The organism is Nonomuraea sp. NPDC048892 (genome assembly GCF_040649735.1).
GTDB lineage: Bacteria > Actinomycetota > Actinomycetes > Streptosporangiales > Streptosporangiaceae > Nonomuraea > Nonomuraea maheshkhaliensis.
This window is the reverse complement of the sequence record NZ_JBEZFZ010000005.1, coordinates 460,345-473,616: the sequence shown is the minus strand read 5'-3', so window position 1 is coordinate 473,616 and position 13,272 is coordinate 460,345. Positions and strand designations below refer to the sequence as shown.

General features: G+C 71.9%; 11 protein-coding genes. 4 read left to right on the top strand and 7 right to left on the bottom strand.

The window, feature by feature from the left end:
* Nucleotides 1–94 precede the first annotated feature (94 nt).
* The 4 genes from AB0C28_RS19540 to AB0C28_RS19525 all read right to left on the bottom strand — a co-directional run bounded on the left by AB0C28_RS19540 (nucleotide 95) and on the right by AB0C28_RS19525 (nucleotide 4,151).
* A complete protein-coding gene (locus AB0C28_RS19540) occupies nucleotides 95–1,186 on the bottom strand; it encodes an NDP-sugar synthase (protein ID WP_357847218.1) in 1,092 nt (363 codons plus the stop codon).
* Between the two features lie 20 nt (nucleotides 1,187–1,206).
* Nucleotides 1,207–2,322, bottom strand: coding sequence for a glycosyltransferase family 1 protein (locus AB0C28_RS19535; RefSeq protein WP_357847221.1), 1,116 nt, complete (start codon nucleotides 2,320–2,322; stop codon nucleotides 1,207–1,209).
* Between the two features lie 93 nt (nucleotides 2,323–2,415).
* Nucleotides 2,416–3,327: a lysylphosphatidylglycerol synthase domain-containing protein gene (locus tag AB0C28_RS19530; RefSeq protein WP_358076147.1), complete on the bottom strand. Its 912-nt coding sequence runs from the start codon at nucleotides 3,325–3,327 to the stop codon at nucleotides 2,416–2,418.
* Nucleotides 3,324–4,151, bottom strand: coding sequence for a class I SAM-dependent methyltransferase (locus AB0C28_RS19525; protein WP_357847228.1), 828 nt, complete (start codon nucleotides 4,149–4,151; stop codon nucleotides 3,324–3,326). The genes AB0C28_RS19530 and AB0C28_RS19525 overlap by 4 nt, the downstream gene beginning before the upstream one ends.
* A 103-nt stretch (nucleotides 4,152–4,254) precedes the next feature.
* Here AB0C28_RS19525 and AB0C28_RS19520 point away from each other — a divergent pair, with 103 nt between their 5' ends.
* The 3 genes from AB0C28_RS19520 (at nucleotide 4,255) to AB0C28_RS19510 (ending at nucleotide 7,389) form a co-directional block, all read left to right on the top strand.
* Nucleotides 4,255–5,265 carry an SPFH domain-containing protein gene (locus AB0C28_RS19520; protein WP_358076144.1) on the top strand — a complete coding sequence of 337 codons (1,011 nt, stop codon included), beginning with the start codon at nucleotides 4,255–4,257 and terminating at the stop codon, nucleotides 5,263–5,265.
* Nucleotides 5,266–5,343: 78 nt separating this feature from the next.
* On the top strand, nucleotides 5,344–6,420 hold the full coding sequence (locus AB0C28_RS19515; RefSeq protein WP_357847235.1) for a hypothetical protein: 1,077 nt from the start codon (nucleotides 5,344–5,346) through the stop codon (nucleotides 6,418–6,420).
* A gap of 9 nt (nucleotides 6,421–6,429) precedes the next feature.
* Nucleotides 6,430–7,389 (top strand): lysylphosphatidylglycerol synthase transmembrane domain-containing protein, encoded by a 960-nt coding sequence (locus AB0C28_RS19510; RefSeq protein ID WP_358076141.1) that lies wholly within the window; start codon nucleotides 6,430–6,432, stop codon nucleotides 7,387–7,389.
* On the opposite strand, the gene AB0C28_RS19505 is transcribed toward AB0C28_RS19510, so the two are convergent.
* From AB0C28_RS19505 to AB0C28_RS19495, 3 genes are all read right to left on the bottom strand, one after another.
* Nucleotides 7,290–8,351, bottom strand: a complete 1,062-nt coding sequence (locus AB0C28_RS19505) for a glycosyltransferase family 4 protein (protein ID WP_358076138.1) — start codon at nucleotides 8,349–8,351, stop codon at nucleotides 7,290–7,292. The genes AB0C28_RS19510 and AB0C28_RS19505 overlap by 100 nt on opposite strands.
* 2 nt (nucleotides 8,352–8,353) lie before the next feature.
* The gene (locus tag AB0C28_RS19500; protein WP_357847244.1) at nucleotides 8,354–9,283 is read right to left on the bottom strand and encodes a glycosyltransferase family 2 protein; all 930 of its coding nucleotides are present in this window, start codon (nucleotides 9,281–9,283) and stop codon (nucleotides 8,354–8,356) included.
* A 95-nt stretch (nucleotides 9,284–9,378) separates the two neighbouring features.
* Nucleotides 9,379–11,490 carry a glycosyltransferase family 39 protein gene (locus tag AB0C28_RS19495; RefSeq protein WP_358076135.1) on the bottom strand — a complete coding sequence of 704 codons (2,112 nt, stop codon included), beginning with the start codon at nucleotides 11,488–11,490 and terminating at the stop codon, nucleotides 9,379–9,381.
* Nucleotides 11,491–11,772: 282 nt separating this feature from the next.
* Here AB0C28_RS19495 and AB0C28_RS19490 point away from each other — a divergent pair, with 282 nt between their 5' ends.
* Nucleotides 11,773–13,227, top strand: coding sequence for a hypothetical protein (locus tag AB0C28_RS19490; RefSeq protein ID WP_358076133.1), 1,455 nt, complete (start codon nucleotides 11,773–11,775; stop codon nucleotides 13,225–13,227).
* The last annotated feature ends 45 nt before the right edge of the window (nucleotides 13,228–13,272 follow it).

Genomic DNA, 13,272 nt, shown 5'->3' with positions numbered 1-13,272 from the left:
CTGCCCCTGCCCCTCACCTGCTCAGGCCGGGCTCAGCGCGCGGCGAACAGCCTGCGCCCCAAGCACAAGCAGGGCCGCGGCCGAGACAAGGGGGTCAGACGTCGCTGGAGTAACGCAGGGCCCGCTCGGGCAGCTCGATGCCCGGCCAGACGCGTACGCCGTGCTGCAGCTCGTTGCCGGGCCCCACGACGGCGTCGTCGCCGATCACCGCGTCGCGCACCACCGTGCCCGCGCAGATGCGCGCCCGCTGCCCCACGACGGAGTCGGTCACCCGGGCCCCGGTCTCCACGACGCAGTCGTCGCTGAGCACCGACCCGGCCACCGTCGCCCCCGCCTCGACGACCACGCGCGCGCCGACCGCCGTGCCGTCCTGGATCTTGGCCTCGGGCGAGATCCTGGCGCCGTCGAGCGCCAGGTATTCGCCGGTCGGGCCGGGCAGCGCGGGCGAGGCCAGCCGGCCCAGCACTAGGTCACGCGAACCCTGCACGTAGGCGCTCGGCGTGCCGACGTCGAGCCAGTAAGTGCGGTCGGCGTAGCCCATGATGAGCTGATCCGACTCGATCAGCCCGGGAAACGTCTCGCGCTCGACCGACACGACCTCGTCGCGCGGGATCGAGTCGATCACCGAGCGGGTGAAGACGTAGCAGCCGGCGTTGATCCGGTTGGTCACCGGGTTGGGCGTCTTCTCCAGGAACGCCGTCACCCGCCCCGCCTCGTCGGTCGGCACGCAGCCGAAGCGAGAGGGATCGTCGACCTCTGTCAAATGGAGCGTTACAGCGGCCTGCCTGTCACGGTGCAGGCGCACCTGCGCGCCGATGTCGTGACCGGAGAGGATGTCGCCGTTGAGGATGAGGACGGGGTCGTCGGGGCCTGCGTCGAGCGCCTCGCCGGCGTTGCGGATGGCTCCGCCCGTGCCCAGCGGCGTCTCTTCCGTCATGTATTCCAGCGAGAGCCCGAACGCCGCCCCGTCGCCGAAGGCGGGCTCGAACATGGCCGCCTTGTACGACGTCGCGAACACGATCCGGCGTACGCCGAAAGATCGCGCCCGGGCGAGTTGGTGCGCCAGGAACGGCACCCCGGCGGTGGGCAGCAGCGGCTTCGGCGTGCCCAGTGTCAGCGGACGCAGGCGCGTGCCCTGCCCCCCGACCAGGAGGATCGCCTCGAGGTCTGGCAAAGAGCTCTCCATCACTCCGTGAGGTTACCGAACTATTCGATCGCGCGTTGGTAGGAGCTGAGATGCGCCTCGGCGCTGGCGTCCCAGGTGAATTCGCGGGATCGGGCCAGGCCCGCCTCCCGCAACTGGTGCCTGCGCTGGGGAGATGCCAGCAACTCGCCGAGCGCCGTGGCGATGCTGTCGGCATCCGGCTCGGTGTAGGCGACCGCGTCGCCGCCCACCTCGGGCAGCGAGCTGCGGTGTGTCGTCAGGACCGGCGCGCCGCAGGCCATGGCCTCAAGGACCGGCAGCCCGAACCCCTCGCCACGCGAGGGGAAGGCGACCACGAGCGCCCCGCCGAGGAACCCGGGCAGGTCGGGCGCGCGCAGGTAGCCCGGCCTGATCACCCTGACGGTGGCCTCCACCTCCCGGCAGGCGGCGTCCACGTCGTCCTCGTGCACGCCTCCGCCGAGCACCAGCGCCGGCGGCTCGTCCAGCCGCTTGACGGCGGCGGCGAAGCCCCTGATGAGGTTGGGCACGTTCTTGCGCGGGTCGAGGGCGCCGAGGAAGGCCACGTACGGCTGGTCGTGCAGCCCGCACCTCATGGCGGACCTGCGGATCTCCTCGCCCGTCGGCGGGTGGAACTGGGTCAGGTCGACGCCGTGGTAGGCGACGTCGATGCGGGTGGGGTCGGCGGACAGTACCCGGATGAGCTCGTCCCTCGTCGCCTTGGACGGCACGATCACCCGCCTGGCGTGGCGGACGGCGGTGCGGGTGGCCGAGCGGAAGAACGAGGCGCGCGGGCTGAGCTGGTCGGGCTCGGTGAACCACGTCGTGTCGTGCACCGTCACGACGGTCGGCAGGCCCGCGCTGAGCGGAATGGAGTAGTAGGGGGCGTGGATCACGTCGGCGCCGGCCTGGCGGGCGAGAAGGGGCAGTCCGCTCTGCTCCCAGGCCAGCCTGGCGGCTCTGTTGGTGATCGAGACCGGCCCGGGGATCACCTGGGCCGAAGGTGCGAGGCGTCTGTAGCGTTCCGCTTCGGCCCGCTGGCAGACCACCGCGATGTCGGCGCCGGCCCGGTCGAGCGCGGCCACCAGCCCGTCAACGTATCTGATCAACGCGCCGCGGTCCGCGGGGACCGCTACCGCGTCGACGAGCACTCGAGGCATACGAAGATCTTCTCCCCTCAAGATCAACGTGGGACTGGTCGTCCCCCTCTGAAGTTCACCTTATGACCAGCCTCCCCTAAATCGTGGGCCAAATCACACCGAGTCGCGACGCGCTGCGATTCCCGCCAGTCCGGCACAGATCAGATCCCCCACGATGATGACGATCCTTGACGAAAGCGCCACCGCGATGGCGGCGCCCTGATCGAGGTGGGGCGCCAGGATCGCCACCATGGCCAGCTCCCTGACCCCCGCCCCCGCCGGGATCACGAAGGTCAGGATGCCCAGGCACCACGACAGGGCGAAGGCTCCGATCGCGAAGACGAGGCCGCCCTGGGGGGCGACGAAGTAGAGGTGCACACCGTAGGCGATCCAGCCGATCAACGCCCAGCCCAGCGCCGTGAGCATGCCGCGCCTGGTCAGCGGCCGTTCGAGGGGCTCGCGCTTGAGCCGGCGCAGGGCGTACCCGATGACGGCGTTGATCACCTTGGGTTCGAGCAGGACCAGCAGCAGCGGGATGAACAGCAGCAGCCAGCCGTAGCGGTCCCAGCCGAGCGTGACCAGCGTGACCAGCAGGCCGGTGGCCAGCTGGATGGGCATCATCAGGAAGAACGCCGCCGCGCTGCGCGCGCGGGGCACGCCGAGGTCGCGGCCCATCTCCATCTGGGCGAGCACGGGCCAGATCGTGCCCGGGATGTATTTGCCGAGCTGGCCGACGAAGAACACCTTGGCCGCGGGCCTGGGAGGCAGCGGCGAGCCCAGGTCGGCCAGCAGCGTGCGCCAGGTGAGCATGGCCCCGAGCAGCGCGGCGACCACCGCCACCAGCGCGCCCGCCAGCGCGGCCGGGGTCAGCCGGGAGAACCCGGCCACCACGTCGTCCCACTGCCGGGCCACCGCCCACGTGCCGAAGCCGAGCGCGACCGCCAGAAAGCCGTATCTGACCAGCCGGCGACCCATGGACCGGCGGCGCGGCACGGGCTCCACCGTCGTGTCTTCTTCGACGCTCACAGCGGGCGGACCAGTTCGGGCGGCTGCGGCAGCGTCGCGCCCACCGGCCGGCGCGGCGTCTTTGTCGCCACCCACAGGTACGTCGGCACCACCGGCAGCAGCAGTTTGAGCACCCCGCGCGGGGCCCGCGACAGCACCGCCTTGACCACCTTCCCCGGCATCCCGGGAAACAGCTCTCCCCCGGCGAACTGCGTGGGCGTGGCGAGCACCGGGAACGTGTAGTCCCACACGTGGAAGGCCCGCAGCATCCTGCGCAGCCCGCGCCGCGTCCTGAACCGCTCGTAGTAGTGGTCGGCCCGCCCGAAGGCGCGCACGTAGCGGTCGGCCAGGCCGGGCGGCAGGTAGGACAGGAACGGCAGCTTGTAGTGGGGCTCCATGATCCCGAGCCGGTTGCCGAGACCCAGGTAGAGCGCCCCGTCGTCGGACAGCACCCGGTGCATCTCGGCCACCACGGCGTCGGGGTCGACCACGTGCTCGTAGATGTGGTTGAACACCAGCACGTCGATCGAGCCGTCGGGGAACGGCAGCGCCGTGCCGTCGCCGCAGACGAACGCCACCCGCTCACCGAACCGGTCGGCCGCCTTGCGCAGCCCCGGCACGTCGATGTCGATGCCCAGGGTGTGGCCGGCCCCCGCGCCCGCCAGCTCGTCGGCGATGAACCCGGCGGAGCAGCCCACGTCGCCCACGGTCAGCCCGCTGAGCGGCCCGTGGAAGTGTTCCAGCACCGCGATGATCTTCGCCGCCTTCCGCCTGCGCTTCGCCTCGTCGAGCATGGCGGACTGGAACTCTGAGTATTCGAGCTGCGCGACCCGTTGCTTCACCACGGTTCCCCACCGTACCGACCTCCACCCGACCTCGACGCCACTCCGACGTCAAACGCCTTTGGTACGGTGGCCGACCGGCGAAACCAGCACGGACGGGGGCGAAGTGGCGCTGTTCGACAAGATCCGCGGCGAATTCATCGACATCGTCGAGTGGCTCGACGACACCCGCGACACCCTCGTCTGGCGTTTTCCGCGCCACGACAACGAGATCAAGATGGGCGCCCGGCTGATCGTGCGCGAGTCGCAGACCGCCGTCTTCGTCAACGAGGGCCGGATCGCGGACGCGTTCGCGCCGGGGACCTACACGCTGGAGACGCGGAACCTGCCGGTCCTGTCCACGCTCAAGGGCTGGAAACACGGCTTCCACTCGCCGTTCAAGGCCGAGGTGTACTTCGTCAGCACCCGCCAGTTCGCCGACTTCAAGTGGGGGACGCAGAACCCGGTCATCGTGCGCGACCCCGAGTTCGGGCCGGTGCGGCTGCGGGCGTTCGGCTCGTACGCGGCCAGGGTGACCGACGCCCCGGCGCTGCTGCGCGAGCTGGCGGGGACCGATCCGCAGTTCCGTACCGAGGAGGTGGAGGGCTACCTGCGCCAGCTCGTCGTGGGCCGGCTCGCGCCCGCCCTCGCGAGCGCCGGCGTGCCCCTGCTCGACCTGGCCGCCGACCAGCACGAGATGGGACGGCGGCTGGCGACGGCGCTGACCGCCGACCTGGCCGGCGTGGGGCTGGCCGTCCCCACGTTCACGATCGAGAACATCTCGCTGCCCGAGGAGGTGGAGCGGGCGCTGGACAAGCGGTCGCAGATGGAGATCGTGGGCGATCTGGGCGACTACGCGAGGTTCCAGGCGGCGAACGCGCTGGAGAACGCGGGCGGGGCGGCGGAGGGCATGGGGCTGGGCATGGGCATCGCCGCCGGCCGGCAGATGGCCGAGTCCCTGGCCCCCCAGAAAACCCAGCCGTCCCAGCCTTCTGACGGGCCGCCACCGTTGCCCGGGAACGAACGCTGGTTCATCGGGGTGAACGGCGCACAACGAGGACCGTTCGGCGCGGCGGAGCTGCCCGGCAACGGGCTCACGCCGGAGAGCCTGGTGTGGAAGACCGGGATGTCCCAGTGAGTTCCGGCCCGCGACGTGCCCGAACTCGCCGCCCTCCTGCACGACACCCCGCCCCCGCTCCCACCCTCCTGATCCACCATGACCTCACCCGCCCAGACCCCCGCCCGCCCCTGCCAGGGCTGCGGCGCGAGCGTGGCGTTCGCTCCCGGCACCGCCGTCCTGCGCTGCCCGTACTGCGGCGCCGAGCAGCGCATCGCCTCGCCCGCCAGGCCGGTACGCGAGTTCTCCTTCGACGCCTTCATGGCCAAGCCGCGCGTCCGTTCCCTGGCCAGGCACCAGTACAGCTGCCCGGGCTGCGGCGCCCGTACGGACAGCGACGCGCTGTCGCGGGCCTGCCAGTTCTGCGGCACCAATCTGGTGGCCGATCCGGTGCACGACGACCAGATCGCCCCCGAGGCGGTGCTCCCGTTCGCTCTGGACCGGGCAGGCGCGCGGAACGCACTGCGCGTCTGGGTCAAGAGCCGCTGGTTCGCCCCGAGCCGCCTCAAGAAGGTCAGCGAGGCGGAGACGATGAAGAGCACGTACTTGCCGCACTGGACGTTCGACACCCAGACGGTCTCCGACTACACCGGCAGGCGTGGCGAGCACTACTACGTGAGCTCCAGCTACACCGACTCGAACGGCAACCGGCGCACCCGCCGGCAGCGGCGCACCCGCTGGCGTCCGGCGGCGGGCCGGGTGGCGCGCGGGTTCGACGACGTGCTGACCGTGGCGACCGGCCGGGTCCCGCCCGAGCGGCTGACCGCGCTGCAGCCCTGGCCGCTGGGGTACGCGCTCCCCTACGACCCCGCCTACCTCGCCGGGCACCACACTCTGCGCTACGACTACGAGCCGCAGACCGGCTTCGAGCAGGCCAAGCAGCTCATGGCCGAGGTCATCCACGCCGACTGCCGCCGCGACATCGGCGGGGACGTGCAGCAGGTGTCGTCGGTGCGCACGACCTACTCCGGCGTCACGTTCAAGCTGGTGCTGCTGCCGGTGTGGGCGGGCAACTACCTGTTCGCCGGCAAGACGTACCAGGTGCTGATCAACGGGGCGAACGGGGAGGTGCAGGGCGACCGGCCGTACAGCGTGGTCAAGATCTCGATGGCCGTGGCCGCCGTCGTGCTGATCGTCGCCGTGGCCGTCTGGCTATACCTGGTGAACCACGCGTAACCTGAGCCAATGCTCCGCCGCCTGCTGCGCATCGTGCTCGCCCTGGTCGCGCTGGGTTTCCTCGGCTACGGGCTGGCCGCCAACTGGGACGACACGACCACGGCCCTGGCCGCGATGTCGCCGTGGGCGGTGCTCGGGGCCTTCGCGGCGGTGCTGCTCGGCCAGTTCTTCATGCTGCTGGCCTGGCGGGAGATCCTGGCGGGGCTCGGCACGCGGGTGCCGGTGCGGATCGCCGGGCGGATCATGTTCGTGGGGCAGCTCGGGAAGTACATCCCGGGGGCGGTGTGGGCGTACGCGGCGATGATGGACCTCGGCCGCGACCACGGGAGCCCGCCGCGGCGCACGTTCGCCACGATCTCGCTCGGCCTGGTGATCAACCTGGGGGTGGCGATCTCGATCGCCGCGGCCACGCTGAGCCGGCTGGAGGCGGTGCGCGAAGCCTGGTACCTGGTGCTGCTCGTGCCGGCGATCATCGTGTGCCTGCATCCGAAGGTGCTCACCTGGGGCCTCAACCTGGCGTTGCGCGTCGCGCGGAAGGAGCCGCTGGAGAGCGTGCTGCCGGGCCGCACGGTGGTGGTCGCGGTGGCGTGGACGGCCCTCGGCTGGTTCGTCTACGGCGTGCACATCTGGCTGGTCGCGGGCAGCACCGACCTCTACCTCGTCGCGACCGGCGCGTACGCGTTCGCCTGGGCGACCGGCATCCTCACGGTCGTGGTCCCGGCCGGCGTCGGGGTCAGGGAGGGCGCGCTGGTGCTCGTGCTCGGCCCGGTCATCGGCACGCCGGCCGCGCTGGCGGTGGCGATCGTGTCGCGGCTGGCGTTCACGCTGGCCGACGCGGCGGCCGCGGGCATCGCGTTCCTGCTGGGCCGTCAGGCGCCGAGCAGCGCCCCGGCGTACGCCGACCAGAACGGCTCGGGATCGACCGCCTTGACCCCCGACCGCAACCTCTCGGGCTCGCCTGAGGCGTAGAACCGCTCGATGGCCGCGCGCAGCGCGTCCACGTCGCCCGGCTCGACCAGCAGCCCGTCGACGCCGTCGGTGACGTGGTCGGCCAGCGCCCCCACCCGGGTGGCGATCACCGGCACGCCGTGCTCGTGCGCGAGCCAGACGTTCTGGCTGGCCGTGGCGTTGCGGTAGGGCAGCACGAGCGCGTCGGCCGCGGCGAACAGCTTCGGCACGTCGCCGGCCGCCACGTAGCCGGGCCGCAGCTCCACCCGCTCGCCCAGGCCCAGCTCGGCGATCAGCGCCTTCGTCTCGTCGAGCCCGCCCCAGAACTCGCCCGCGACGGTCAGCCCGATCCCCTCGGGCAGCGCCCGCAGCAGCAGGTCGAGCCCCTTGTACGGCCGCACGATGCCGAAGAAGAGCAGCCGCCGGTGCACCTCGGCCGACCGCTCACCGGTCGTGGAAGGAAGGTGCGGCGGCAGCGCGGCCACCTCGATCGGACTTCCGGTGAGCCCTCTGGCCAGTGCCGCCTGCTGCTCGGAGTGGGTCAGCACGGCGTCGACCCGCTTGAGCAGGGCCGTCATCAGCGGCCGGTCGTACGGCTTGCGCTCGTGCGGCAGCACGTTGTGGCAGAGCGCGATCGTCCTGGTCCTGCGCCCGATCCCGAGGAGAATGCCCAGGTACGCGGGCACCTGCACCGGGCTCAGCACCGCCAGCACCACCAGGTCGGCCGAGCGCAGCCGCCGCCCGGCCGCCACCCAGCCGTCGGGCCGCCGCCAGTCGAGCCGGCGCGCGGTCTTCTCGTACGGTGTGCCCTCGGGCGCGGAGATCGTCTGCTGCCCCGGATAGAGGAAGGACGGGTATTGCGCCCGCCACGACTCGATCACCACGTCGTGGCCCAGTGCGGCGAGGCGGTGCGCCAGCTCGGTCGTATGCTGCGCCCCGCCCCCCTTGTACGGATATGTCGGGCCGACGATCGCGATCCGCAACGTCACTCTCCCCGCGAGCGCACGATCAGGTCGGCCAGCAGCGCCACGGACCCGATGAGCATGCCTGACAGGAAGATCATCACGGTGTTGGCCGGGAAGTAGAACGGGTGCTGGACCATGTCCCAGACGCCCTTCACGAACCCGATGCCCACCAGCCACAACGCCGGCGGCATGAGCACCTTGAGCGGGTTGAAGTACATGATCATCCGCAGCACCTGGAGGATGTAGCGGTAGGCGTCGGAGACGAAGCTGAACTTCGACTTGCCGGCCCGCTTGGCGTATTCGGTCGGCAGGTAGTAGACGTCGTGCTGGTTCGACAGGAACGACAGCGTGATCGTGGTGACGCAGGAGAACCCGGGCGGCAGCAGCCGCAGGTAGGGCTTGGCCACCGACTTGCGGAAGGCGCGCAGCCCGGAGTTGAGGTCGGGGATCTTCTGCCCGGCCAGCATCTCCGCCACCTTGCGGATCACGAACTTGGCGGGCACGCGCAGCAGCTTGTGCGAGCCCTCCTCGCTGGTGCGCGCCCCGACGACCATGTCGATGGCGGCGTCCTTCTCCAGGATCTGCACCAGCTCGGGGATGCGCTCGTTGGCGTAGGACATGTCGGCGTCGGTCCAGACGACGATCTCGCCCTTGGCCTCCTGCGAGCCGATGCGCCGCACGGTGCCGGCGCCGCCGTTGCGGTGGAAGGCGCGGATGCGCAGGTGGGGGTAGTCGGGCGCGGCCTGCTTCAGCTTGGCCAGCGTGTCGTCGGTCGAGCAGTCGTCCACGGCGACCAGCTCGTAGGTGTAGCCGCTCGAGTCCATCGCCTTGGTGATGCGCTCCACCTCGTCGATGACGTGATCCTGCTCGTTGTAGCAGGGCAGGACGATCGTGACGTACGGCGCTTCTTCCACGGCAATTCCACTCTTGGGGGTCTCAAGCGTGCTCACGGGGGTCGAGGTTACTCTGCCCAGCCGAAAGGCGAGTCCACATCGGCCTACCGGGAGCTCCTGATTCGGGACAGCTTCCAGTCTGGACCATACGATCAGGCGACGGCCATCCACACGTTCATCCGCAGGGACCACGTGGCGTTCGGGGCGTCCACGAGTGAGCGTTCGTCCTGGCGGGTGACCAGGCCGAGGATCTGCGTGGCGGTCCCGTACGGGGAGACCTGGCCCTGCTCGGCCCCGAGCACGACCGGCACGCGCCCCGCCGCCCGCACCCGCCCGGCCAGCCTGCGCACCTGCTCGGGCGGCGCGGTCTGGCCCTGGTCCGGCCTGGACACCTGCGCCGCGGGCAGGCCGCACATGCCGCGGACGACCTGGGTGAACCGGTCGGCGGTGACCCGCTCCACGATCAGCACGGAGGCGTCGCGCGGGATCCGCGCGCACATCGCCTCGACCGCCGCCGCCTCGCCCCGCTCGACCGGGGTGAACGCGGTGCCGATCGAGGTCACGGCCGGCGGCACGAGCACGAGCGCCACAGTCAGCACCGCCCCCCACTTGCGCACCAGCGGCCCATGCCGGTCCGCCAGGACGTGCAGCCGGGCCAGCCCGTACGTGGCCAGCAGGATCAGCCCGGGGATGACGATCGGGACCAGGCGGCGCGCGGCCCACGGATGGTCGGGGGTGATCTCGGGGCGCAGCAGCGTCGTGACGGTCGTCCAGCCCACGATCGCGAGCGGCAGCAGCCACTCGAACGGCGCGCCGTCGCGCAGCAGCTTGCGCACGAGGAGCGCGGCGCCGAGCGTGGCCAGCAGGACGACGGGGGCGCCGAGGTACCAGACGACCCAGTGCAGGGAGTTCTCGAAGTACAGGCGGGTGCCGTCGAGCGGCATGCCGTTCGCGCGCTGGATCTGCTGGATCATCTCGAACGTGCGCACGTCGTCGGGGTTGGCCGGCGCCCGGGTCACGGTCTGAAACCAGGGGCGGGCGTACAGGAGTGCCATCAGCAGCAGCACCAGCCCCGCACCCGCCGGCGGCGCCCACGACGGCAGCCGGGTCCTGGCCAGCGCCGGCGCGGCGGCCGTGCCGGCCGCGATCAGCACGAGCACGCCCGCGCAGATGAGCAGCAGCGGCCGCACCGACCCGGACAGGTAGGAAAGATAAGGACGAGCCAGTACGTACGCCGCCAGCATCCCGATCCCGGCCCCGGCGATCAGCCCCGCCAGCAGCGCAGGCCCCACCGCCCCCTGCGGCCTGCCGCGCCGCCGCATCGCGATCAGCAGCCCCGCGAACGCCAGCACCGGCAGCACGTCGCGCAGCCCGTCCACCCTGACCAGCACCGCCAGCCCGAACACCAGCCCGGCCGGCAACCCCTTCCACCAGGCCGGGCGGGCGAGCGCGTCGTAGGTCAGCGCCAGTCCGCCGAACAGCAGGATCAGCGACGGGATCTCGCTGAACGTGGTGCGAGAGGTGTAGAGGATCGGCAGGCTCACGGCGAACGAGAGCGCCGCGAGCACCGCCCAGCGCGCTCCCGACAGCCGTGCCACCACCCCGGCCAGCGTCAGCACGGCCAGCGCGCCCAGCACAGCCGGGATCAGGAACGGCGTCCCGAGCCAGTTCCCGATCGCGAACAGCAGCGGCGGGCCCGGCATGAACTGCGGCACCACGGCGCCGTTCTCGGCGTACAAGCCGACGCTTTTGAAGATCAACTCCGGGTCGGGGCCGCCGAACGCCTCGGCCTGGGTGGGGATGGGCAGGGAGCCGTGGCCGGCGATCCAGGCGGCGTACTGGGCGTAGGTGGCCGGGTCGCGCCTGACGGCGAGCTGCTCGCTGTGCATGATCGCGTTGAACGCCCCGGACGCCACGGCCACCGCCGCGACCCCGCCCACCTGCCACCAGGTGGCCGCCGACCCGGCCTCCCCGGCCGTGGCACCACCCGGCCGCGACGCGTCCCCGCCCTTCGCGCCACCCGGCCGCGATGTGTCCCCGTCGTTCGCGCCGCCCGGCCCGCGCGCTTCCGCGCGGCGGCCGAGCCCTCGTGTGCCCGCCCAGCACAGCAGCGCCGCCGCGGGCACGCCGAGCAGCGCGGCGAGCGGCGGCGTGAACCGGCCGAGCAGCAGCAGAGGCAGGCCCGCGAGCAGCCAGCCCGCCACGGCCAGTGCGGGCAGTACGGACAGCGTGGCGAGCACCCGGCCGGGTCGATCGACTTCCATGGCTGAGCGAGCGTATCCAACCCGGCACACCCCGTGCGCACGGCACCCGCCGATCTTGCCCCCACCCCGCGAACCCCCAGGTGGAACCGTGCGCGCCCGCCGCACGGGCCGCTCAGGCGGCACGAGTCCACCCCGATCCCGGGTAGCGTACGGACCACGCGGCCGGCGGTTCGCGAGGTCATGCGGCGACGCGGCCGGCGAGCTGTGCGGCGACGCGGTCAGCGGGCCACGTGGCCCTGTGGTCAGGCGACGCGCCGGAGGAGCGGGAGGAACGTGCGGGTGATGTCGGAGGCTCGTGACGCCGAGCCCGCGAAGACCGGCCGCGGCCACCGCCTGCCGCGCGACCCGAAGCCCTGGGCGCGGCGGCACGGCTGGTTCCTGGCGGTGCTCGCCCTCGGCGCCGCCCTGCGCGCGCTGGCCATGCTGGGCTACCGGCCCGCCCTGTGGTTCCCCGACACCTACACCTACGTCGTCACGGTCTTCAGACCCCGCCCCGACCTGGTGCGCCCGGCCGGCTACTCGATGTTCCTCAAGCTCCTTGAGCCGCTGCACGCCTTCGCCGCCGTCACGGTGGTGCAGCACCTGCTCGGCCTGGCCGCCGCCGTGCTGATCTACCGGGCGGCACGCAGGGCCCCGCGCTGGGCGAGGACGCTGGCGACCGTGCCGGTGCTGCTGGACGCGTACCAGATCGAGCTGGAGCACCTGCTCGTCTCCGACACTCTGTTCATGTTCCTGGTCGTCACCGCCGTGGCGCTGTGCACGACACGGTGGCCCGCCCGGATGGCCGCCCCGACGACCGCCACCGTGGTGGCGATCGGGCTGCTGCTGGCCGCCGCCACGCTCACCAGGACCGTCGGCCAGCCGCTCATCGTGGTGGTGGCCGCCTGGTTCGTGCTGCGCCGGCGGTTCAGGCCGGCCGCCGTGCTGCTGGCCGCCGCGCTGGTGCCGATCATCGCGTACGGCGCCTGGTTCCACGCCACCTACCAGCGAACCGGCCTGATCGGCGCGAACGGCGTCTTCCTGTACGCGCGCGCGATGTCCTTCGCCGACTGCGCCAAGATGGACCCCCCGCCCGACCTGGCGGTCCTGTGCGACCCGCGCCCGCCGGAGCGGCGGCCCCCGTCGCAGGAGTACATCTGGGCCAAGGACTCCCCGCTCGTCCTGCGGCCGGGCATCACGTTCACGAAGGAGAACGACGACCTGGCGGCCAGGTTCGCGACGCTGGCGATCACCAGCCAGCCGCTCGACTACGCCGCCTCGGTGCTGACCGAGCTGGGCCGCACGTTCACCTGGGATCGCCCGGTCTACCCCGATCCCGAGATCTACGCCTACTACCAGTTCCCGGTGACCCCTCCCGGACCGCCAGGGCGCTATCCCGCGCAGGTCGGCGCCGAGTATGCCAAGCTCTACGAGCAGGGTGCGATCGGTACGGAGATCGTCGAGCCCTACGCCGGATGGCTGCGGGCCTACCAGAGTCTGGTGCGGCTGCCCGGCCCGGTGCTCCTGGGGATCCTGCTGGTGCCGCCGGTCGCGGCGATCGTCCGCCGGCGCCGGAGCAGGCGTCCCGGCGCGAAGCCGGCGGGGCCGCCCGCCTGGGCGGTGTCCTGGTCGGTGGCCGTGGTGCTGCTGGTCACTCCGGCCGCGGCGGCCGAGTTCGACTACCGGTACGTGCTGCCGGCCGTGCCCCTGGCCTGCCTGGCGGCCGCCCTGAGCATCAAGTCGAAGCCTCGGGCCTGACCACCGAGCCTGACGACCGAGGACGGATCGGTGGCAGGAAAGAGT